Annotated in this window: 18 protein-coding genes; 10 read left to right on the top strand and 8 right to left on the bottom strand. The window is 52.1% G+C overall.

Features of this window, described 5'->3' with window-relative positions:
* Positions 1 to 3: 3 nt before the first annotated feature.
* On the bottom strand, positions 4 to 606 hold the full coding sequence (locus EZV61_RS15310; RefSeq protein WP_158538044.1) for a lipoprotein intramolecular transacylase Lit: 603 nt from the start codon (positions 604 to 606) through the stop codon (positions 4 to 6).
* Between the two features lie 186 nt (positions 607 to 792).
* On the opposite strand from EZV61_RS15310, the gene zntR reads away from it, so the two are divergent.
* Together zntR and EZV61_RS15300 are read left to right on the top strand one after the other, a co-directional pair.
* A complete protein-coding gene (zntR, locus tag EZV61_RS15305; protein WP_131416716.1) occupies positions 793 to 1,221 on the top strand; it encodes a Zn(2+)-responsive transcriptional regulator in 429 nt (142 codons plus the stop codon).
* The gene (locus EZV61_RS15300; protein WP_130565443.1) at positions 1,215 to 2,351 is read left to right on the top strand and encodes an SO_0444 family Cu/Zn efflux transporter; all 1,137 of its coding nucleotides are present in this window, start codon (positions 1,215 to 1,217) and stop codon (positions 2,349 to 2,351) included. Before zntR ends, EZV61_RS15300 begins: the two co-directional genes overlap by 7 nt.
* A gap of 105 nt (positions 2,352 to 2,456) precedes the next feature.
* Here EZV61_RS15300 and EZV61_RS15295 read toward each other — a convergent pair whose 3' ends face one another.
* From EZV61_RS15295 to EZV61_RS15265, 7 genes are all read right to left on the bottom strand, one after another.
* Positions 2,457 to 4,502, bottom strand: coding sequence for an acetoacetate--CoA ligase (locus EZV61_RS15295; RefSeq protein WP_240695221.1), 2,046 nt, complete (start codon positions 4,500 to 4,502; stop codon positions 2,457 to 2,459).
* A 33-nt stretch (positions 4,503 to 4,535) separates the two neighbouring features.
* Positions 4,536 to 5,456 (bottom strand): hydroxymethylglutaryl-CoA lyase, encoded by a 921-nt coding sequence (locus tag EZV61_RS15290; RefSeq protein ID WP_131416714.1) that lies wholly within the window; start codon positions 5,454 to 5,456, stop codon positions 4,536 to 4,538.
* Complete coding sequence (locus tag EZV61_RS15285) at positions 5,453 to 7,702, bottom strand: acetyl/propionyl/methylcrotonyl-CoA carboxylase subunit alpha (protein WP_131416712.1); 2,250 nt, start codon at positions 7,700 to 7,702, stop codon at positions 5,453 to 5,455. Before EZV61_RS15285 ends, EZV61_RS15290 begins: the two co-directional genes overlap by 4 nt.
* On the bottom strand, positions 7,699 to 8,556 hold the full coding sequence (locus tag EZV61_RS15280; RefSeq protein WP_131416908.1) for an enoyl-CoA hydratase-related protein: 858 nt from the start codon (positions 8,554 to 8,556) through the stop codon (positions 7,699 to 7,701). The genes EZV61_RS15285 and EZV61_RS15280 overlap by 4 nt, the downstream gene beginning before the upstream one ends.
* Before the next feature lie 14 nt (positions 8,557 to 8,570).
* Positions 8,571 to 10,178, bottom strand: coding sequence for a carboxyl transferase domain-containing protein (locus EZV61_RS15275; RefSeq protein WP_165569635.1), 1,608 nt, complete (start codon positions 10,176 to 10,178; stop codon positions 8,571 to 8,573).
* A 141-nt stretch (positions 10,179 to 10,319) separates the two neighbouring features.
* Positions 10,320 to 11,489 carry an isovaleryl-CoA dehydrogenase gene (locus EZV61_RS15270; RefSeq protein ID WP_131416710.1) on the bottom strand — a complete coding sequence of 390 codons (1,170 nt, stop codon included), beginning with the start codon at positions 11,487 to 11,489 and terminating at the stop codon, positions 10,320 to 10,322.
* A gap of 56 nt (positions 11,490 to 11,545) precedes the next feature.
* The gene (locus tag EZV61_RS15265; protein ID WP_131416707.1) at positions 11,546 to 11,989 is read right to left on the bottom strand and encodes a MerR family transcriptional regulator; all 444 of its coding nucleotides are present in this window, start codon (positions 11,987 to 11,989) and stop codon (positions 11,546 to 11,548) included.
* Between the two features lie 524 nt (positions 11,990 to 12,513).
* On the opposite strand from EZV61_RS15265, the gene EZV61_RS15260 reads away from it, so the two are divergent.
* The 8 genes from EZV61_RS15260 (at position 12,514) to EZV61_RS15225 (ending at position 20,986) form a co-directional block, all read left to right on the top strand.
* Complete coding sequence (locus EZV61_RS15260) at positions 12,514 to 13,794, top strand: acetyl-CoA C-acyltransferase (RefSeq protein WP_131416705.1); 1,281 nt, start codon at positions 12,514 to 12,516, stop codon at positions 13,792 to 13,794.
* Positions 13,795 to 13,877: 83 nt separating this feature from the next.
* Positions 13,878 to 15,374 carry a CoA-acylating methylmalonate-semialdehyde dehydrogenase gene (locus EZV61_RS15255; protein ID WP_170308612.1) on the top strand — a complete coding sequence of 499 codons (1,497 nt, stop codon included), beginning with the start codon at positions 13,878 to 13,880 and terminating at the stop codon, positions 15,372 to 15,374.
* 14 nt (positions 15,375 to 15,388) lie between these two features.
* Positions 15,389 to 16,546: an acyl-CoA dehydrogenase family protein gene (locus tag EZV61_RS15250; RefSeq protein ID WP_131416701.1), complete on the top strand. Its 1,158-nt coding sequence runs from the start codon at positions 15,389 to 15,391 to the stop codon at positions 16,544 to 16,546.
* Positions 16,547 to 16,609: 63 nt separating this feature from the next.
* Positions 16,610 to 17,410 (top strand): enoyl-CoA hydratase, encoded by an 801-nt coding sequence (locus EZV61_RS15245; RefSeq protein WP_131416699.1) that lies wholly within the window; start codon positions 16,610 to 16,612, stop codon positions 17,408 to 17,410.
* 70 nt (positions 17,411 to 17,480) lie between these two features.
* Complete coding sequence (locus EZV61_RS15240; protein WP_240695219.1) at positions 17,481 to 18,626, top strand: enoyl-CoA hydratase/isomerase family protein; 1,146 nt, start codon at positions 17,481 to 17,483, stop codon at positions 18,624 to 18,626.
* Between the two features lie 55 nt (positions 18,627 to 18,681).
* The gene (gene mmsB, locus EZV61_RS15235) at positions 18,682 to 19,572 is read left to right on the top strand and encodes a 3-hydroxyisobutyrate dehydrogenase (RefSeq protein WP_131416697.1); all 891 of its coding nucleotides are present in this window, start codon (positions 18,682 to 18,684) and stop codon (positions 19,570 to 19,572) included.
* A 24-nt stretch (positions 19,573 to 19,596) separates the two neighbouring features.
* The gene (locus EZV61_RS15230) at positions 19,597 to 20,412 is read left to right on the top strand and encodes an SDR family oxidoreductase (protein WP_131416695.1); all 816 of its coding nucleotides are present in this window, start codon (positions 19,597 to 19,599) and stop codon (positions 20,410 to 20,412) included.
* A gap of 370 nt (positions 20,413 to 20,782) precedes the next feature.
* A complete protein-coding gene (locus EZV61_RS15225; protein ID WP_131416693.1) occupies positions 20,783 to 20,986 on the top strand; it encodes a hypothetical protein in 204 nt (67 codons plus the stop codon).
* Positions 20,987 to 21,157 lie beyond the last annotated feature (171 nt).

Below are 21,157 nucleotides of genomic sequence, written 5' to 3'. Positions count from 1 at the left end.
TTATTATTCTGTTCTCCGGCGAGAGGAGATTCGTAACCATTGCCATATGATCAGGTTTACGAATGTTGTTGCGCAGATGATGTAGATGGTACTGACGCGAAAGAAGGTCTTCGGCATAAAGTACCAGGAGGTGTCGGCACGGTTGTTTTTCCACATCAGGTTATCAAACAGTAACGGATGAAAAACCTCTTTCCAGAACGGGTTAAACACTGGGATCAGCAGCAGTAATGACACGACAAACAGCGTATTAAAGCGTGCGGCGGCTAACATCTGCTTCTGGTTGGCGAAGGCGAGTAGCAGGATCAACGCGATTGGTAATCCCCACACCAATTGATCGTACATCGCTCTAACTTCTTTTAGGTGTTGTCGTTCTTTAATGGTCCAGTTTCTCGGTAATCGATAACGATCATGACGCCAATATTCCACTAACTCATCAATGCGCTGATCTAACCATTCGACTCCTCTGGCGAGGCAGCGCCCGTGAAAATGGCAGGCGGTTTGGTAGCTGGTAGGGGTATAGATCACTGATGCGAGTGCGGGATAGAAGGTCGCGTAAAACAGGCTGAGCGCCAATACGATGGTTCTTAGTCTGCTTACTAATGCCATAAAGGGCGTGTTCCTGACGCATATGGATCGAATAAGTGATGGCCGCAGTATATCGAGCCTTATAGCTTTGCACAGCCCAGAGTTAAAAAAATGTGAACACTTGACCTTAGACCTAGCTCTAGGGTTTATCATTACGGTATAGAGATTACGAATATTTATGATCCGGTGAGATCTGAGCGAGGTTCCATGTATAAGATTGGCGAGCTCTCCCGACTAACGGGCGTGAGCAATGACACGTTACGTTATTACGAGAAGATGGAATTGATCCTGCCAGCCGATCGTACTGCAGCAGGTTACCGCCTCTATGAGCCTGCAGCCTTGGAGCGCCTGCGGTTCATTCAGCGAGCTAAAATGGTAGGTTTTACCTTGGACGGGATTAAAGAGCTACTGTCACTGCGTCTAGATAAGGCACACCATTCCTGCGCTGAAGTGAAGCAGATGACCGAGGATAAGCTGTCCGAGATTGAGCAAAAAATTACTGAATTAAGGCGGATTAAAGACGCCTTGAAACTGATGAATGACGCGTGTTGCGGTGGTGATATTTCCGCAGAGCATTGCACGATCTTACAAGCGCTGGAAACCGGCGAGCCTATTACGCAGGAGGTGTCATGTTAGATTTTGCCAATAATTTGATTGGACTGTTTATTGAATCCGCTCCCTGGCTACTGCTCGGTTTTATTGTTGCTGGTTTGATTAAGAGTTTTGTTCCAACAGATTTCTTAAGTCGCCATTTAGGCGGCAAAGGTTTGAAGGCCACGGTGAAAGCGGCTGTGATTGGTGCGCCTCTGCCACTTTGCTCTTGTGGCGTGGTACCTGCGGCATTGGGCTTACGTCGCAGTGGCGCTTCGAAAAACTCGACGGTTTCATTTTTAGTTGCGACGCCTGAGACAGGCGTAGACTCTATTGCCGTGACTTATGCATTGCTTGGTCCGGTGATGGCGATCGTGCGTCCGATTGCTGCTATTTTCAGCGGTATTTTGTCCGGTGTCTTAGTGGGTAAAGCGGAAGCCTCTGATGGCAGTCTTGCTGCATCAGCTGACGCAGAGAAGGCAACATCCAGCTGTTGTAGCTCAAAAAGTAGTTGTAGTAGTGAACTGCCGCCAGTCACAAAGCAGCCCTCTGTTTATCAGCGCTTGGTCGCCGGTGTGGGGTTTTCTTTTCACGATATGCTCAAGGATATCGCCTTCTGGTTGCTGATCGGTTTAGCATTTGCTGCAGCGGTACAGACTTGGGTGCCTGCCAGTTTTCTGGCTCAGTGGGGCAGTGGTTTTATCGCCTTTGTGGTGATGGCGTTAATTGGCGTGCCTATGTATATCTGCGCCACCGCATCGACTCCTATTGCCGCCGGGCTCCTCATGGCAGGGGTATCTCCCGGTGCTGTATTGGTGTTTATGATGGCGGGGCCTGCAACCAACTTGGGCACCTTGGCGATTGTTGGTAAAGAGCTAGGTAAGCGTGCACTAGTGGCTTATTTAGGTGGCGTTGTGATCGCCAGTTTTCTGTTTGGGTATCTACTCAATTTACTGGTTGAATCTCAAGCATGGGATATCAGTGGCTCTGCGCATCAACATATGGCGTCAGAAGGCTTGTTCGCCCAGCTGTGTGCGCTGGTGTTGGGGATCGCGATATTACGTTTGGTTTGGATTGATATTCGCGTTAGATACTTAACACCGTCACCGAAAGAGACTGGGTGTTGCGCCAAAACAGCGGAATCAAAGGGTAGTGATTGCTGTTCTAAGTCCTAACCGAGTGAGAGATGTGGCGTGGGCATTTTCCCGCTCGTTGGTTTTTGTTGACGCCGCCTTTTACTCTCGCTTTATTTGCAAAAGGCCGTGGTAAAAGGGTCGGCGTTAGTCTTTTGTCAATTCAGGCAGCGCAGCAAAATAGTTTAATACCTCGGGATTTGCCAAGGCATCTGTGTTGGTGACAGTTTCGTTCATCACCACCTGTTTGACTGCGAGCTCTACCAGTTTGCCGCTGATGGTGCGGGGTAATTCGGGGACAGCAATGATTTTGGCGGGAACATGCCTAGGAGTGGTGTTGTCTCGGATCTGCCGACGTATTTTTTGCTGCAGCAGTTCTGTCAGTACTGAACCAGTTTTCAGTACCACAAACAGGATCACACGTTGATCATCTTCCCACGGCTGGCCAATGGCGAGACTCTCAACTACGTCATCTAATCGTTCCACTTGTCGATAGATCTCGGCAGTGCCAATCCTTACACCGCCGGGGTTCAACACGGCATCGGCACGGCCATGGATCACCAGACCGTTATTTGGCGTTATCTCAGCATAATCGCCATGAGCCCATACATTGCAGAAGCGCTCGAAATAGGCGCTGTGATACTTATGGCCATGGGGTATGTCGTTGGTATTATCATCCCAAAACCCTAACGGCATACAGGGGAAGGGGTGACAACACACCAGTTCCCCTTTTTCGCCAAACACCGCACGACCTTCGCTATCGTATACCGCAACATCCATGCCCAATCCTAGGCTTTGCAATTCACCGCGCCATACGGGCAGGGTGGGGTTGCCTAAGGCAAAGCAGGAAACAATATCCGTACCGCCAGATATCGATGCCAGGCAGAGGTCTTCAGCAATGTCTTGATAGACAAAGTCATAGCTTGAGGGTGATAACGGAGAGCCGGTACTCATGATCAGCTTTAGCTCGGAGAGTTGGCACTGAACTGCGGGTTTAAAACCCGATTGTTCCAATGCTGAAAGGTACTTGGCACTGGTACCAAGTGCTGAGATCTTTTCCTGCTCAGCGATACGCCACAGTTTGTCTTCACGATCTAAAGGATTGCCATCAAACAATACAATCGTTGCGCCACTGGCTAACCCAGAAGCAAGCCAGTTCCACATCATCCAACCGCATGTGGTAAAGAAAAACAACACGTCATGCTGAGTGATGTCGCAATGTAACAGATGCTCTTTGCGATGCTGCAGTAAGGTGCCGCCAATACCGTGGACAATGCATTTCGGCGTACCTGTGGTGCCAGAGCTATAGAGGACATATAGCGGATCATCGAAGGCGCAGGGGTGAAACGTCGGCGTTATGGCGTCATTGTCCATGTACACCTGGAAATAGGTCACGTTACTCTGTTTATGCAACACCGGTAGCGTTGCGTCTGGATGGAGGAAATTAACTTGTACCACGGCGCTTAACGATGGCAATGCATCGGCCACAGCGGCCGACTTGTCACGCATATCGATCTCTTTGCCACCGTATTGATAACCATCAACGGTAAACAGCACTTTGGGTTTGGTCTGGCTGAAACGATCCAGAACGCCCTTTACGCCGAAATCTGGTGAACAGCTGGTCCATACGGCACCCAATGAAGAGGTTGCCAGCATCGCTATCACGGTTTGGAAGCAGTTAGGCAGGTAGCCCGCAACCACATCGCCAGCACCGACCCCGCTCTCTTCTAGGGCACGTTGCAGCTTGGCAACACGGCGTCGCAGTACCTGATAAGTGACCTCTTTCCTGATCCCCTCTATGCCATCATCGCCAAAACAGATCAGTGCTGCTTTGTCGCTCATTTGCTCGCGTTCATGGTCGTTGAAGCACTCAAAGCCTTCGGGATAGAGTAGGTTTTCAGCGTAGTTGAGAGTGGCATTGGGGAACCATTGTGCGCCTGGCATCCGCTCCGCGTTAAGTAGATAGGGGCCCACGCCCATCTCTCCCTTGACCTCAGTAAAGATCCAGATCGACTGCCAAAACCGCTCTGGCTCTTCAATACTCCAGCGGTGCAGTTGCTGGTAGTTCTCTAGTGCCAAATGATATTGAGTGTTAATCCAGCGACGAAACTTATCCATCGCCGAGCTTTTAACTCGTTCGTCCGACGGTGCCCATACCGGGGAGGGCATGGATGTCTGAGAGTGTTTATTCATTCCTTGATGGAGCCCTTGCCTCGACGGTTAGCATTACAGTTTTGCATCACTGTGCGTCTGTTTCACACTGACACGCATTGCTTGGTTGACCTTGGAGCACGCAGGTTTACCTAGCTGCTGGGAAATGAATTCGCCCGCGGCTACTAGCAAGGGTAGATCCACTCCGCTGTTCATGCCCAATCCATTGAGCAGATAAATCAGATCTTCGCTAGCCAAGTTACCCGAAGCCCCTGGTGCGTAGGGGCAGCCACCCAGCCCTGCGACTGACGCATCGACGGTGCGAATACCTAGTTCAAGGGCACAACAGACGTTCGCCAATGCCTGACCATAGGTGTCGTGGAAATGCACCGCTACTGCACTGGCGGGAAGTTCACTCAGGACTGCTTGCAGCATCGCCTTTACCTGCCTCGGTGTGCCCACGCCGATAGTGTCGCCGAGGGACACTTCATAACAACCGGCGCGATGCAGTTCATATGCAAGTTTTGCTACCTTGGCCGGAGCGGTTTTTCCTTCATAGGGGCAAGCGATGGTTGTTGACACATAGCCTCTAACCGGCAGACCGGATGTTTGCGCATGGGCGGCTAGCTCACGAAACTGCTGTACACTTTGCGCGCTGTCCATGCCGATGTTGCGCTGACAAAAGGTGTCGCTGGTAGCGGTAAACAGAGCGATGGCGTCGGCGTTGGCTGTCAGTGCTTGCTCTAAACCACGGCTGTTGGCGGCCAGGGCGGAAAAACGTGCGGGAGTATTTGATGGGAGTAGGGGAAATAGCTCTGCCGTATCGGCCATTTGCGGTACGCGCTTAGGATTTACAAAGCTGCCCACTTCAATATGGCGGCATCCAGCGGCTAATAGCTGTTTTATTAGCGCTAATCGTGTTGCCACCGGCAGTACCTTCTCACCTTGCAAGCCGTCACGTGGGCCCACTTCCATTAACGTCACATGGTCGTTCATGGGGCCGCTCCACTCTCTTCTTCTGCCATGATCAGTGCCAGGAGTGCTTGTCCACGCTCAACAGTGTCACCAACAGCAAAGTTTAGCCTGCTAACCTCGCCGTTAAATGGCGCTTTTACTGGATACTCCATCTTCATCGCTTCCAATACCATCAGCAGTTGGCCGCTCTTTACTGTGTCTCCTTTGCTGACTTCAATCGCCGCGACAGTGCCATGAAGTGGCGCATTCAGGGCATCCAAGTTCTCAGTCGGCATAGGCTCATCTGCGCTGTCTGTTGCCGATAGCCAATGATAGCGACAGCCAGCGTAAGCTTCGCCAAAGGAGTTTGTGAGGGTTAGCGTGATGCTATGGCTATGGCTATGGCTATGGCGGGGATTATTTAACTCACATTGACCTATTTTTGCTATCAATACCTGACCAATCGCAAGGCTGCTGTCTTTGCTGTTGCCAGTTGCTTCTTCTTTCGTGTTGGGCACCGGAGCGAGAGGGCGAGCCAATAACCTCAACTTGATCTGCCCTGACGGACTTGTCAGCGCTTGATAACGCCAACTGCCGCTATCATCGTTGAGATGCCAAACCGTAGAGCCTGCCGATGTTTCCTTGGAGATGGTGAAACGTGGTGTCGTGCCTGCTGATTTCGGCTCAACGCCATCAGCGCTAAGCTGTATCGCGATCAGGCTTTTTACTGGGGCATTCAGACGCCAACCTGACAAGGTAAGCCAAGGGTTGTTGCTGCCACCTTCATGAGAGGGGCTGGCATCTGAGCCCACATAGCGGCTTATCATTGCTATGGCTGCCATATGCCAGGCGTAAATGGGGGCGGTTGCCTGCAGGTTTTCTAAAATTTGGTACTGTTGCAGAAACCCCGTGTGCAATCCGCCGAACTGCAAATGGTCAGCATCTTGCTTGAATACAGGATGACCCAACACCTGAGTGAGTAGTCCCAAATTGGTGGCCACACCGGCTATCTCAGTTTGCGTTAATGCTTGATAAAGACCGGCGGCGGCTTGTTGCCGGTTATCAGCCATATAGATAACCTTTGCCAGCATCGAATCATAATTGGCAGGGATTAAATCACCCTGTTCGAAGCCTGTCTCTATGCGCAAGGGCAGATCTTGATAGGGCAGCAGGTCAGTGTCTTTCGCCGCCGATACCTTGCCATTAGCTGGCCATTTCAAGCGGGTTAACCTGCCGCTGGTGGGCATAAATTGCAATGCTGGATCTTCAGCACAGAGCCGCACTTCAATGGCATGACCACGTACCTGAACCTGCTGTTGTTGCATTGTTAGTGGTTTGCCTTCGGCGATAGCTAACTGCCAGCGCACCAAGTCGATGCCGCACACCATCTCTGTCACCGGGTGTTCTACCTGCAGCCGAGTATTCATCTCCATAAAATAGAACTGCTGTTTGTCATCCAGCAGAAACTCAACGGTACCGGCACCAACATAGCCAATGGCTTTTGCCGCTTGCACCGCTGCTTCGCCCATCGCGGTTCTTAGCGCCGGAGGTAAACCGGGGGCAGGGGCTTCCTCTACCACTTTTTGATGGCGTCGTTGCACCGAACAGTCACGATCGCCCAAGTAAATGGTATTGCCTTGTTGGTCGGCGAGGATCTGTACCTCCACATGGCGCGGCGTTTTCAAGTAAGGCTCAAGTAGCACGCGGTCATCACCAAACGCTGCTTTCGCTTCCCGTTTCGCGCTGGCTAATGCTGTTTCGAAGTCATCGGCATGATCAACAATGCGCATGCCACGGCCGCCTCCGCCGCAAGTGGCTTTGATCAGCAATGGATAGCCAATGGCCTGAGCGGCTTGTTGCAGGTGGGGTAAGCGTTGCTCAGCATCACGATAGTCGGCCAGTAAGGGCACGCCAGCAGCGGCCATAATTGCCTTCGCGTTGGCTTTGTCACCCATCGCATCTATAGCATCTGATGACGGCCCCACAAAAGCGATACCCGCTTGTTCGCAGGCCGCGGCAAACTCTGCGTTTTCTGCGAGAAAACCATAGCCGGGGTGTATTGCATCGACGTTTAACGTACTCGCCAGACTGAGGATCTTGTGCTGTGCCAGATAGGATTTTTCAGCTGCGGCGACACCGATCAAGTGTGCCTCGTCTGCTAAACGGACATGGCGCGCATTGGCGTCAACGTCCGAGTAGATCGCTACCGTATGCCAGCCAGCTGCGCGGGCACTGCGAATAATACGACAGGCAATCTCACCTCTGTTGGCGATCAATAGCTGCTTCACTGTTGCGACCTCTTTGGATCTGTAATGGTGGTTGCTTGACTGAGTGCGGCCTCATCACCATTGAGCTGCCAGTTGGGAGGGCGTTTTTCAAAGAACGCGGCTAATCCTTCACGCGCTTCGCTATCATTCCGGATCAGTGCCAGCTTTTCAGCCGTGACATCTGCCAGTGTGTCATTAATCGGGTGGTCGGCGATCTGCCGTATGAGTTGTTTGCCCCGCTGTTGTGCCATTGGTGCATTTAGCAGAAGTTGTTTTACCATCTGCTCTCCAGCGTCCGCTAATTGGTCTACTTTATGACTGGCGTGACCCAGACCGAGGTTGACCGCCGTTGTGGCGTTGATTATTTCGGCACTGAGTAAGTAGCGAGAGAGTTGCCGATGCCCGATGGTGCGAAGTAGATAAGGACTTATCACCGCGGGTATTAAGCCCAGTTTCACCTCACTTAGGCAGAATTTTGCATCATCTGCCAGCAGGGCTATATCGCAACAGCAGATAAGTCCTAATGCGCCACCAAAGGCAGCGCCTTGCACCAGAACGACCGTTGGCGCAGGAAAGGTGTCTAATACCCGCATCAATTGCGCCAGCAATCGCGCGTCTTGATAGTTCTGTTCCGGCGAGGCGTCTGCCATCTGTTGCATACCGGCCAAGTCGGCACCAGCACTGAACACCTTACCCTTGGCTTGTAGCAGCAATACACGGATCCCCGGATGTTCGGCAAAGAGCTCGATTGTGGTGATCAGTTCCGTTATCGTTTGCTGATTAAAGCTGTTGCGCTTGGCTTCGCGGGCAAGGGTAATAGATGCCACGCCGCGGTGATCTATGCTGCATTTGATATGGGCGAGTTGCTGATTCATATCCATGTTTCGACCTACATTCTGAAGATGCCAAAATGACTGGGTTGGCTGTCAGCATTTAGTGCCGCACTTAGCCCCAATGCCAGTATTTCTCGGGTTTGTGCAGGATCGATGACACCGTCATCCCAGAGTCGTGCGGACGCATAGTAAGGGTGGCCTTGGGTTTCGTACTGCTCACTGATCGGTTTTTTGAATGCGGCTTTCTCTTCGTCCGACCATGGCTTATTTTGTCGTTGTAGCTGTTCTTCGCGCACGGTTGCCATCACGTTAGCGGCTTGCTCCCCGCCCATTACCGAGATACGTGCGTTAGGCCAGATCCAGAGAAAATGCGGATCATAGCCGCGACCACACATGGCGTAGTTACCCGCCCCGTAACTGCCGCCAACAATGACCGTGAGCTTCGGTACCTTGGCGCAGGCCACGGCGGTTACCAGTTTTGCGCCGTGCTTGGCGATCCCTTCCGCTTCATACTCTCGTCCCACCATAAAGCCGGTAATATTCTGCAAAAAGATGAGTGGGATCTGACGTTGGCAGCAGAGCTGAATAAAGTGTGCCCCTTTTTGAGCTGATTCCGAAAACAGAATGCCGTTGTTGCCTAATATCCCGACCGGGTAGCCGTGTAACCGGGCAAAACCACAGATCAGAGTTTCACCAAATAGCGGCTTAAATTCGTCGAACTCGCTGTCATCAACCAATCGGGCGATCACCTCTTTGATATCAAAAGGCTTCTTCAGATCGGTGCCGACTACGCCGTACAGTTCGCTGGCGGGGTAGCGTGGTTCAACGGGCGTGTGTTGTACAAGGGGGGCTGCTTTTTGATGATTAATGTTGGCAATGGCGCGACGAGCCAACTGCAGTGCATGGTGATCATCGCGGGCATAACCATCGGCAACACCGGATTGACGGCAGTGGACATCGGCACCGCCGAGATCTTCCGCGCTGACGGTTTCACCGGTGGCAGCTTTCACTAGCGGTGGGCCGCCAAGAAATATGGTGCCTTTACCCGCCACCATAATGCTTTCATCGGCCATGGCGGGTACATAAGCACCGCCGGCGGTGCACGGGCCCATCACCACGGCTATTTGCGGGATCCCTGCGGCAGAAAGGTTTGCCTGATTAAAAAAGATACGCCCGAAGTGGTCGCGATCTGGAAACACTTGGTCCTGTTGCGGCAGGTTGGCGCCACCGCTGTCCACCAGATAAACGCAGGGCAGGTGACATTTGGCGGCTATCTCTTGGGCGCGTAGGTGCTTTTTTACGGTTAACGGATAGTAGGTGCCGCCTTTTACTGTGGCGTCATTGGCGACGATCATGCATTCAACGCCTTCGATTCTGCCGATACCCGCGACAACACCGGCGCAGGGTATATCATCTTCATAAACATGCAGGGCGGCTAACGGACTGAGCTCCAAAAAAGGCGAACCAACATCCAGCAAACAATCGATACGATCTCTGGCGAGCAATTTGCCTTTGTCGAGATGACGCTGGCGTGCTTGTTCACCGCCACCGATCTGCAGTTTGCTTTGTAGTGACTGCAGTTCATCAACCAGCTTTTGCATAGCGGCACTGCGCTGGCGAAACTCGTTGTCGGATGCCTGAAGTTTGGACGTAATAATTGCCACCTATCCCTCCTTTTTGCTACCGCTGAATCGATAAGCTAATCAGCACTGAAGAACTTGGCGGGCTCTTGTTTATTATTTTATGCCCGCCGCCTTCTCCCTGGATTAGCATCGGCAATGCCGACGCCATGTTTGAGAAACCGCCTAAGCGGTTTCTCGGAACAACTCTCTGCCAATTAACATGCGACGTATCTCTGAGGTACCCGCGCCAATTTCATACAGTTTGGCATCTCGAAGCAGGCGACCCGTGGGGTACTCGTTGATGTAACCGTTGCCACCAAGCAGCTGTATTGCATCCAGCGCGGCTTGTGTTGCCATCTCTGCGGCAAATAAGATGGCACCGGCGGCGTCTTTTCTGACTGATTCACCGCGATCACAAGCACTGGCGACCATGTAGACGTAACTGCGAGCTGCACTCAGGCGGGTGTAGAGATCTGCAACCTTGCCCTGAACCAGCTGGAATTCGCCTATCGACTGCCCAAACTGCTTGCGTTCGTGAACATAGGGCAGCACCACATCAAGACAGGCTTGCGCGATACCCAACGGCCCAGCGGCTAGCACGGCGCGTTCGTAGTCTAGGCCACTCATTAACACTTTGACGCCGTCGTTGAGCGGGCCTAATAGGTTTTGCTTTGGCACCACACAATCCTGGAACACTAGCTCACAGGTGTTGGAACCGCGCATGCCTAACTTGTCGAGTTTCTGCGCGGTTGAGAAACCGCTGAAACCACTTTCGATAATGAAAGCGCTGATCCCTTTTGGCCCTGCGTCGGCATCTGTTTTGGCATATACCACCAGTACATCCGCTTCAGGACCATTGGTGATCCACATCTTGTTGCCGTTGAGCAGGTAATGATCACCTTTGTCGGCGGCATTTAAGGTCATGCTGACCACATCAGAGCCCGCGCCAGGTTCGCTCATGGCTAACGCCCCAACATATTCACCGCTGCATAATTTAGGTAGGTAGGCTTGCCGCTGCTGGTCGTTACCATTACGGAATATTTGATTCACACAGAGGTTGGAGTGAGCACCATAACTGAGACCGACAGAGGCTGAGGCTCGGCTGATCTGTTCCATGGCGATGACATGATGCAGATACCCCATGGCGGAGCCACCATACTGCTCACTGACGGTAATACCAAGGAGTCCCATCTCACCGAGCTTTCGCCAGAGGGGGTGAGGGAAGGCGTTGTCCGAATCGATCTGCGCAGCCAGGGGTGCAATTTCAGCCGCAGCAAAGCTATTGACCTGTTGTTGCAGCATGCGGCCCGTATCATCTAGTCCGCATGCCAATCCCATGTAACTCTCTAACATCACCACTCCAGAGCAAACTTGTCCGGCGGCTGTCTAAAAGCGTATGGCGCCGGAGCTTAGTTATCCACGGTACTGTCAGCTGTTGTTGAGGCTGTTGCACCGTGCGGGACGCTGTCATCTTTTACCTTTTCTAAGGCTTGCTGACAGCGTTTTTCCGCCGCGCCTAGCTCCATCAGTAGGACATTTATATCTTCCAACTGCTGGCGCAGAACGCCGCGCTTCTCCTCGATAAGCGTCAACATGGTGTTTAGCTGGGTTTCACTGGTACGGTCGGCGTCGTACATATCAAACAAACGCCGGGTTTCAGCCAGTGAAAAGCCAAGCCGTTTACCACGTAATGTCAGTTTCAGGCGTACTTTATCCTGCTTGTCGTAGATCCGAGTTTGGCCGCGACGTTTTGGTCTCAGTAAGCCCTGATCTTCGTAAAAGCGAATACTGCGAGTGGTGATATCGAACTCTTGAGCCAGCTCGCTGATGCTGTAAGTCTGTTTTTCCGACATAAGATGCTCGTCGTGTTGTGAAATAACATTAGAGTAGGTTTACGCGCACGTAAAGTTGGCGGCTAACATTGATGCTGAAAAATGTAAGAAAGCCCACTGTGAGCGGCCTGTAAGCCGTGATTAAACGTAAAAATCTTCTCGGTGCACAGCTTATAGTAACGAAAAATTGCCACGCTGCCTATGCTTTCCTTACCTCAGAACCCCGATATATAAGTGCTAAGCCATTAATAAAGTGTGTTTTTAATGCCGTCAACTTGTGTTGCCAATAGCTTAAGCCGCTACTTGGTCATAGGTTTTAACAACGACTTGACGTTTACGTTAGCGTAATTCTTAATAAGGGGTGTAAGTGCTGCAAATAAAAAGAGTCATCCCTTTGTGTTTTGATATTAGTGAACCTCGGCGGTGCTAAGCCAGCACCGCCTTTTTTCTATCTGACAGGTGAGCTAGTTAGGTATCAAACAAGGGTTAGTTAGGGCTCTGGTAGTAGGTGCTTATCAAGATCGGTAACAGACGGAATAGGTGGAATGGAAGAGCTGATAACCAACTCGTTTGACGAAGACAAAGCAGCTTCAGTCCCGGCGTTTAGTGATAGTGATGTATTGATATGTGCGGCTAAGCGCACCCCTTTGGGAGCGTTTCTTGGGCAGCAGTCATCGCTAAGTGCGACCGACATGGGAGCTGCTGTTGTCGCCGCGTGTGCCGAACAGGCGGGCTTTGCCTTTACCTGTGATCTGAATGACAGCGCATGTGACGACAGTAAGCGGGGCCTCATCGAAGCGCTTTATATGGGCTGCGTGTTGCCGGCGGGCTTAGGGCAAGCACCTGCCCGTCAAACAGCACTGTTTGCCGGTTTACCACAAAGTGTTGCCTGTACCACTATCAATAAAGTGTGTGGCTCAGGAATGAAAAGCGCCATGTTGGCTTGTGACGAGATCCGTTTGGGGCAATCGCAAGCCGTGATCGCTGGCGGGATGGAAAGCATGAGTAACGCGCCGCACCTGTTGCCAAGCGTCAGAGCAGGACAGCGTTTTGGCCATGGTCAGATGCTTGATCATCTTTATTTGGATGGCTTGGAAGATGCCTACAGTGGGCGTTTGATGGGCTGCTTTGCTGATGATTCTGCCGAACAATTTGATATCAGCCGAGAACAGATGGATGGTTTTGCGTTGCATTCGCTGACCGAAGCAAAACGGGCGATCAATGATGGCGATTTTAGTGATGAGATCGTGCCGCTGACAGTTATTCATCGCGGCAAAGAGTCTGTCATCTCTCAGGATGAAGCACCGTTTAGAGCCAACGAAGCCAAGATACCGACGCTAAAGCCCGCCTTTGGTCGATCAGGTCGCGTCACTGCCGCCAATGCTAGTTCAATGGCTGACGGTGCCGCAGCGTTATTGCTGATGTCAGGCGCTTACGCGAAGCGGTTAGGGGTTAAGCCCCTGGCTAAAGTACTAGGGCAGGCTAGCCACGCCCGAGCGCCGTCAGAGTTTACGCAAGCTCCGGTTGGTGCCATTTCCAAGTTATTAACCCAGCTGGGGTGGTCGACAACCACGCCAGATCTTTACGAAATCAACGAAGCATTCGCCATGGTGACATTGTTGGCTATCCAGCAACTGGACTTAGATCCGGCCAAGGTCAATGTTCATGGCGGCGCTTGCGCGTTGGGTCATCCATTGGGAGCCACTGGCGCAAGAATTCTTGTGACCCTGCTGCATGCGTTGCGTCAGCGCGGGGGAGGACGTGGCATTGCCAGTTTGTGTATTGGTGGCGGTGAAGCCACGGCGATGGCTATTGAAACGCTTTAGCCGATTCGGCGACAGGTTGTTAGGTGTGATTGCCAGTAAGGCATAGCGGGTATTGGCGGCAGGATAATTAACGGAGCGTTGTGATGCAGCAAGTGAAACACCTCATTAATGGTGAGTGGCAACTAGGCGAAGGGCAAACAATGATCGATGTGGTTAACCCTGCCAACCAGAACGTTCTCGCTACTCAGACAGCGGCCAGTGATCTGCAGCTTGAACGTGCTGTTGCCGCTGCTGAACTGGCTTTTCTGCAGTGGCGTGAAGTGCCAGCGCCGGAACGCGCCCGATTGATGCTGAACTTCCAGCACAGCTTGAAGTTGCATCATGATGAACTTGGCGAGTTGTTGGCGCAGGACACAGGTAAAACTTTTGCCGATGCCAAAGGGGATGTTTGGCGCGGAATTGAAGTGGTTGAACAGGCGTGTGGTATCGCTTCGCAGATGATGGGCGAAACTTTGGAAAACGCCGCTCGTGGCATCGATTGTTACAGCTATTTGCAGCCACTGGGGGTGTGTGCCGGTATCACCCCCTTTAATTTCCCCGCCATGATCCCGCTATGGATGTTTCCGTTAGCGACGGCGTGCGGTAATAGTTTTATCCTCAAACCGTCAGAACAGGATCCGCTTGTACCGAATCGCATTGCCGAGCTGTTTGTTGAATGCGGAGCGCCAAAAAATCTCCTGCAAGTGCTCCACGGTGGGCCGAAACAGGTGGACGCGCTGTTAACGCATCCAGATATCAAAGCTGTTTCTTTTGTCGGTTCCGCGCCCGTGGCGGAGCATATTTATCATACTGGCAGTCAACACAATAAACGGGTGCAAGCATTTGCTGGGGCGAAGAACCATATGGTGGTTATGCCCGATGCGAATGCGTCACAAGTGGTAAATGCATTGGTTGGCGCTTCTGTGGGCGCGGCTGGCCAGCGTTGTATGGCCATTTCTGTCGCGGTATTGGTGGGGGATGCCAAAGCGCTGATCCCGCAAATTCAGATGGAGATGAAAAAGGTTCGGCCTGGGGTTTGGAATGACCCAGAGGCTGGTTACGGGCCATTAATCAGTGCGGCGTCCAAGCAGCGTGTGGCCGGACTCATTCAACAGGGGATAGAAGAGGGGGCAGAGTGCTTACTAGACGGCCGTGACTTCCGCATTGCAGACCTTACCGCTGCCGATGGTAATTGGCTCGGCCCAACATTATTTGCGAATGTCACACCTGAGATGGCGATCTATCAGCAGGAGATATTTGGCCCCGTCTTGCTCTTGATGACGGCAGATTCGCTCGATGACGCACTCACTGTGATTAACCGAAACCCGTTTGGTAATGGCTGCTCAATCTTTACCTCCAGCGGCGCAGCGGCACGCACCTTTCAGCGGGAAGTGACGGTTGGTCAAGTAGGTATCAATGTGCCAATACCTGTGCCTTTGCCCTGTTTCTCATTTACTGGTTGGAAAGGCTCGTTCTTTGGTGATCTGCACGCCTATGGTAAGCAAGCGGTGCGTTTCTATACCGAGACCAAAACCATCACCAGCCGTTGGTTTGATGGCGATGTGGCGGGCGCTCCCAATATGACGATCCAATTGAAGTAAGTGAGGTCTGTGTCGTGAATTTCGAACTGAATGAAGAACAACGCGCATTTGTCGATGCCGCCGCGCAGTTTTCTCGCGAGATGTTAGCGCCAAGTGCGGCTGATTGGGATCGTGAGCATACCTTCCCCATCGATGTCATAAGAGCGGCCGGCGAGATGGGCTTTTGTGGTTTGTACTGTCAGCCCAAACATGGCGGGCTTGGCTTGTCTCGGCTCGATGCCAGTTTGATATTCGAACAACTGGCGGCGGGGTGTACCAGTACTACCGCTTATTTAACTATTCACAATATGGCCAGTTGGATGGTCTCTACCTGGGCAACAGATCAAGCGGCTGAAGAGTGGGCGGCGTTGCTAACCAGCGGTCAGAAATTGGCTTCCTACTGCTTAACGGAACCAAATGCGGGCAGTGATGCCGCGGCGCTGGCGACCAGAGCCGAAAAGGTTGGTGACAGTTATCTGATCAGTGGCAGTAAGGTGTTTATCTCCGGTGCGGGCGATACCGACCTACTGATTGTCATGGCACGTACTGGTGGTTCCGGGCCGAAAGGGGTCAGTGCCTTTATGGTGCCTGCTGATGCCGATGGCATTAGCTATGGCCGTCGTGAGCCGAAAATGGGCTGGAACAGTCAGGCTACCCGCAGTGTTAGTTTCGACAAGGTTGCTGTGCCTGCGCACTACTTGTTGGCTGAAGAGGGGCAGGGTTTTGCGCTGGCCATGAAGGGGCTGGATGGTGGCCGGATTAACATTGCTACCTGCTCCGTAGGCACCGCGCAACAGGCTGTGGAAGACGCCAGTCGTTATCTATCTGAACGTAAGCAGTTTGGTAAGCCGTTGGCCGATTTCCAGGCATTGCAGTTTATGTTGGCAGACATGACGACTGAATTGGTTGCCGCGCGGCAACTGGTGCGGATGGCTGCCAGCAAGCTTGATAACGGTGATAGTGATGCCACCACCTATGCCGCCATGGCGAAGCGTTTTGCTACCGATGTTGGCTTTAAGGTGGTTGATGATGCGCTGCAGCTGTTTGGTGGCTATGGCTATATTAATGAATACCCCCTAGAGCGTTATCTAAGGGATCTGCGAGTGCACCGGATCCTTGAAGGTACAAACGAGATTATGCGGTTGATTATTAGTCGGCGGGTGTTGGCTGATGGCATGGCGAGCATTACGTAAGGCATTGAAAAGCCGAACTGTTGGTGCCTCCGGTAGGGGCTTATGGGTGTAAGGAGTTTTCATATGAGTGAGCATTTATCTATCCATGACAGTGAGTTACTCAAACTGACTCGGCATGGGCATACGCTGGTGATCACCATCAGTCATCCGCCAGCGAACACCTGGACCAAGCAAAGCTTGGATGATCTCTCTCAGCTTATTCGTAGCGTGACCAATGAGCGTGACATCTACACTCTGATCATCACTGGCGAAGGCGATAAATTCTTTTCTGCCGGCGCCGATTTAAGCTTGTTTGCCGATGGCGACCCGGAAACCGCGCGTGCAATGGCGCATAGCTTTGGTACTGCGTTTGAAGCATTGAGTGAGTTTCGTGGTTTAACCATCGCAGCCATTAATGGCTATGCCATGGGCGGGGGCTTGGAGGTTGCCATGGCGTGCGATCTTCGTATCGCTGAATCTCACGCGAAAATGGCGCTGCCAGAGGCCAGTGTTGGCTTATTACCTTGTGCTGGTGGCACCCAAAACTTACCGCACTTGGTCGGCGAGGGGTGGGCTAAGCGGATGATTTTGTGCGGTGAACGAGTGGATGCTGATACAGCTGCAAAGATAGGCCTAGTGGAAGTCGTGGTAGAGACAGGTGAGGCACTGACAACGGCATTGGCTTGGGCAAAACAAGCCGAAAAGCAGAGCCCACTGGCGGTAGGAGCGTGCAAGCGGTTGATCCAACACGGTCGGAAAAACCCGATGTGGCAGGGATTAGAAAAAGAGCGTGAATACTTTGTCAGCCTATTTGGCACTGCTGATCAGGCGGAAGGCGTACAGGCCTTCTTAGAAAAACGCGCACCGGTTTGGCGTAACGGTTGATGCTCGCGTGCCCTTGGCCGTTGACCATTAGCCCCTATAACGCCAGTCAATAAGAGGTTGGAGCAATCCCATGACAGATACAACTCAGATCATGGCAGCGGATCTTTTGATCAGCGAGATGACGGTCGGTAAGCGCTTCAAGATTGGGGTGGTAACGCTGAATGCGCCAACCAAGCTCAATGCCTTAAGCTTGAGCATGGTGGAGGGGCTAGGAGCGCAGCTGCGCATTTGGGCAAACGATAAAAAGATAGCTGCCGTTTGGTTGCAAGGCGCGGGTGACAAAGCTTTTTGCGCCGGTGGCGACATCGTTGATATGTATCATGCCATGGTCGCAACGCCCCACACGGTACAAGCGGAAGTGTGTCACTTTTTCACTCAGGAGTACCAGACAGATCACTTGATCCATACCTTTCCTAAGCCGGTGATCGTCTGGGGTGATGGCATTGTGATGGGCGGCGGTATCGGCTTGATGGTGGGCGGTAGTCACCGTTTGGTAACGGAACGTTCGCGACTGGCAATGCCAGAGATATCTATAGGGTTGTATCCCGATGTGGCGGGCAGTTGGTTTCTGCCGAAAATGCCTGACAATGCGGGGCTGTTCTTAGGGCTGACAGGCGCGCAAATCAACGGTCGTGACGCGGTGCATCTGAATATGGCGGATCACCGGGTGAGCTCTGCGAAACAAACTCAACTGAAAGCAGGTTTAGCGAATTTATCGTGGCAGGGAGATAACCATGATTTTGCCATGCTCAGCGATTTTTTTCGTGACCATGAACTGTCCATCAAAAACAAAGATGTCGCCCTGCCCGAAGGCTACTTAAGTCACCAGCAAACCGTATCTGATCTTCGTGCTGGCGAGAGCTTGCAACAGGTCGTGGCAGCGATCCTAAACCAGGATACTGAAGATCCTTGGTTGCAACGGGCGCAGGCCAATTTGCGTGCAGGGAGTCCGAACACCGCCCATCTTATTTGGCAGATGATCCAGCAGCCACCGGCAGATCTAGCGTCAGCTTTTCGGCAAGAGTTGGGCATGTCGTGCCGTTGTGCTGAGAGCGGCGAGTTTGCCGAAGGGGTAAGGGCGCTATTGATCGATAAAGACCGCAAACCGCAATGGCAGTTTGCAGATGTGAACCAAGTACCAGAGTCTGTGGTGCGACATCATTTTAGTTCGCCGTGGCCTGCCGATGTGCACCCGCTGCGCTCATTAGGTCATTGATGCTCTTGTTGAAAAGGCGGAGTGAATATGACGAGTGGAAGAAGGAGAACATAGCATGACTATCGGCTTTATCGGTCTCGGCAATATGGGATTACCGATGGCGCAGAACTTGCTGCGATCTGGGCATACCCTCAAGGTGTTTGACCTGAGTTCCAGCGCAGTGAGCGCCGCAGAGCAGGACGGTGCAATAGTGATGAGCAGTGCCGCAGAAGCGGTGGAGAGCAGTGCTATCGTCATCACCATGTTGCCCGGTGATCAGCAGGTATTAGACCTCTATCTTGCTAAGCACGGCTTATTAAGTCATGGCAACGGTTCGACCCTATTTGTTGATTGTTCAACGGTGGCCGCGACAACCTCGCAAACGATTGCTGTACAGGCCGATGCGATGGGTACTTCGATGATAGATGCGCCAGTCTCCGGTGGAACAGTGGGGGCCGCGGCGGCTACCTTAACCTTTATGGTGGGAGGGCCGGATGCGGCCTTTCAACGAGTGCAGCCGGTACTAAAAAACATGGGCGCCAACGTCTTCCATGCTGGTGCCAAAGTGGGGGATGGTCAATTAGCAAAAGCGTGTAACAACATGCTACTGGCCGCTCTGATGATAGGTACCAGTGAGGCGCTGCAGTTGGGAGCCGATAATGGCTTGGATATTGCCAAGCTCACCGAGATCATGCGACAAAGTTCGGGCGACAACTGGGTGTTGAACAAGTACCACCCGTGGCCGGGCGAGATGCCAGCAGCCCCCGCCAGTCATGATTATGAACCCGGTTTTATGGTGAAGTTGATGACCAAAGATCTTGGCTTAGCAATGCAAACGGCATTGGCTAGCGGTACGCCAACGCCCTTGGGTGCAATGGCGCGTTCAATTTATGCCCAGCATGGTCGCGACGGTTGGGACGATAAAGATTTCTCCAGTGTACTAACGCGGTTCAGCGACAACAAATGAGCGAAAAGCAGAGGGAGTAAAGTTATGCAGATCGTCAGTAAAGTGGTGGCTATTACTGGAGCCGGTAGCGGTTTAGGCCGTGCGATGGCGTTGAGCTTTGCCGCCCAGGGCGCTCATTTGGCCTTGCTGGATCTTAACGCCGATGCCCTCAGCGATACGGCGACCTTGATTGAAGCAGCAAAGGGTCAATCGGCAGAGGGCGAGCCTTCGCAAACCACCCGAGATACCAGCAAACCACCTATTTGTCGCTGCTATGTGCTTGATGTCACCAATGAGGCGGAAGTGGAACACTGTTTCGATGCCATTGCTAACGACTTTGGTGCGTTACATGTGCTGATAAACAGCGCTGGCATTATGCGGGACAACATGCTGCTGAAAGTCAAAGAGGGCAAGGTGGTCGATAAGATGTCCCTCGGTGTGTTTAATACCGTTCTGCATGTCAACCTGACTGGCAGTTTTCTCTGTGGCCGTGAAGCCGCTGCTCAGATGGTTCAGCATCAGTGTGAAGGGGTGATCATCAATCTGGCCAGTGTCTCCCGCGCCGGCAATATGGGCCAAAGTAACTATTCTGCAGCCAAGGCAGGCGTGTCAGCAATGACAGTCACGTGGGCGAAAGAGTTGGCTCGATTTGGTATCCGCGCTGCAGCCATCGCCCCCGGCGTGTTTGCCACCCCCATGACCGAAGTCATGAAACCGGAAGCGATGGAACGACTGAAGCAGGCGATCCCAGCCAAGCGGCTAGGCGAAGCGCAAGAGATCGCACACGCCGCCCGGTTTATCATCGAAAATGACTACTACACTGGCCGGGTGTTGGAGCTGGATGGTGGGATAAGGGTGTAGATAAAACAGGAGCATCCGATCAAATCTATATCAGGCTCGGTTAGTTTTACTGATTTGTAATTAACCACATTAAAAGCGAGTGCCTAACGTGTTGTGTACTCGCTGAATCCTCCCTTTTTTAAATGGCGCATTCGCACCGTTTGCAGGTATTTTCGCTTCGTTCCGGCATAACAGGAAACTTTCCCGTGATCACGGCTTAGCCTTTGCTAAACCTGTGTGTTAACTGCTTGTTTGAACGGCTAAATAGCTGATAAGGTAGTTTTACTGTTTAGACATAGAAGGAAATATTTGCTCCGGCATAGGAGGAAAAATTCCTTCTACTTATACTGTTATATTTACGTCAGAAATGTAAGAGGTAGGACTTTTAGCAATGAGTAGAGTCAAGGTCATTCGTAAAGGAAATGGTGATGCTTTTAAAGATAAACAGGGTCGTTACGTCTTTGTTAAGGACGGAGTACACTTCGCACTTTCTCATGGTCACATGGAACAATTGATTCATCTCATACACGGTTTAAACGATGGTTCACTTAAAAATATTGACCCATCTTCACCAGATATGGCTAAAGGTGATTAGTAAATATAACAATGCGGCTCACTAACTCGTCGCTTCGCTCCTCGGGGACAAAGGCCACGACGTGGCGGAGCCGCTGGCCTTTGCCCTTTAGCTTGGCGTTGGTATGACTCCCTCTGTCAAGTTTGACGCACTGATCCCTGCTAAAAAACTAGCCATCGTATTCTCCTAAAA

The sequence above is a fragment of the Corallincola luteus genome, from assembly GCF_004336975.1.
GTDB classification, from domain to species: Bacteria; Pseudomonadota; Gammaproteobacteria; order Enterobacterales; family Neiellaceae; genus Corallincola; species Corallincola holothuriorum.
Note: the sequence above shows the minus strand (reverse complement) of the source record. Positions and strands in the feature narration are given on the sequence as shown.

What these genes read in the sequence shown, in the direction of transcription:
- EZV61_RS15265 (WP_131416707.1), bottom strand. Translation starts at nt 11,989, where the DNA reads ATGTCGGAAAAACAGACTTACAGCATCAGCGAGCTGGCTCAAGAGTTC.
- EZV61_RS15225 (WP_131416693.1), top strand. Translation starts at nt 20,783, where the DNA reads ATGAGTAGAGTCAAGGTCATTCGTAAAGGAAATGGTGATGCTTTTAAA.
- EZV61_RS15240 (WP_240695219.1), top strand. Translation starts at nt 17,481, where the DNA reads ATGACAGATACAACTCAGATCATGGCAGCGGATCTTTTGATCAGCGAG.
- EZV61_RS15230 (WP_131416695.1), top strand. Translation starts at nt 19,597, where the DNA reads ATGCAGATCGTCAGTAAAGTGGTGGCTATTACTGGAGCCGGTAGCGGT.
- EZV61_RS15290 (WP_131416714.1), bottom strand. Translation starts at nt 5,456, where the DNA reads ATGAACGACCATGTGACGTTAATGGAAGTGGGCCCACGTGACGGCTTG.
- EZV61_RS15300 (WP_130565443.1), top strand. Translation starts at nt 1,215, where the DNA reads ATGTTAGATTTTGCCAATAATTTGATTGGACTGTTTATTGAATCCGCT.
- mmsB (WP_131416697.1), top strand. Translation starts at nt 18,682, where the DNA reads ATGACTATCGGCTTTATCGGTCTCGGCAATATGGGATTACCGATGGCG.
- EZV61_RS15255 (WP_170308612.1), top strand. Translation starts at nt 13,878, where the DNA reads ATGCAGCAAGTGAAACACCTCATTAATGGTGAGTGGCAACTAGGCGAA.
- EZV61_RS15270 (WP_131416710.1), bottom strand. Translation starts at nt 11,489, where the DNA reads ATGTTAGAGAGTTACATGGGATTGGCATGCGGACTAGATGATACGGGC.
- EZV61_RS15310 (WP_158538044.1), bottom strand. Translation starts at nt 606, where the DNA reads ATGGCATTAGTAAGCAGACTAAGAACCATCGTATTGGCGCTCAGCCTG.
- EZV61_RS15280 (WP_131416908.1), bottom strand. Translation starts at nt 8,556, where the DNA reads ATGAATCAGCAACTCGCCCATATCAAATGCAGCATAGATCACCGCGGC.
- EZV61_RS15245 (WP_131416699.1), top strand. Translation starts at nt 16,610, where the DNA reads ATGAGTGAGCATTTATCTATCCATGACAGTGAGTTACTCAAACTGACT.
- EZV61_RS15260 (WP_131416705.1), top strand. Translation starts at nt 12,514, where the DNA reads ATGGAAGAGCTGATAACCAACTCGTTTGACGAAGACAAAGCAGCTTCA.
- EZV61_RS15295 (WP_240695221.1), bottom strand. Translation starts at nt 4,502, where the DNA reads ATGAATAAACACTCTCAGACATCCATGCCCTCCCCGGTATGGGCACCG.
- zntR (WP_131416716.1), top strand. Translation starts at nt 793, where the DNA reads ATGTATAAGATTGGCGAGCTCTCCCGACTAACGGGCGTGAGCAATGAC.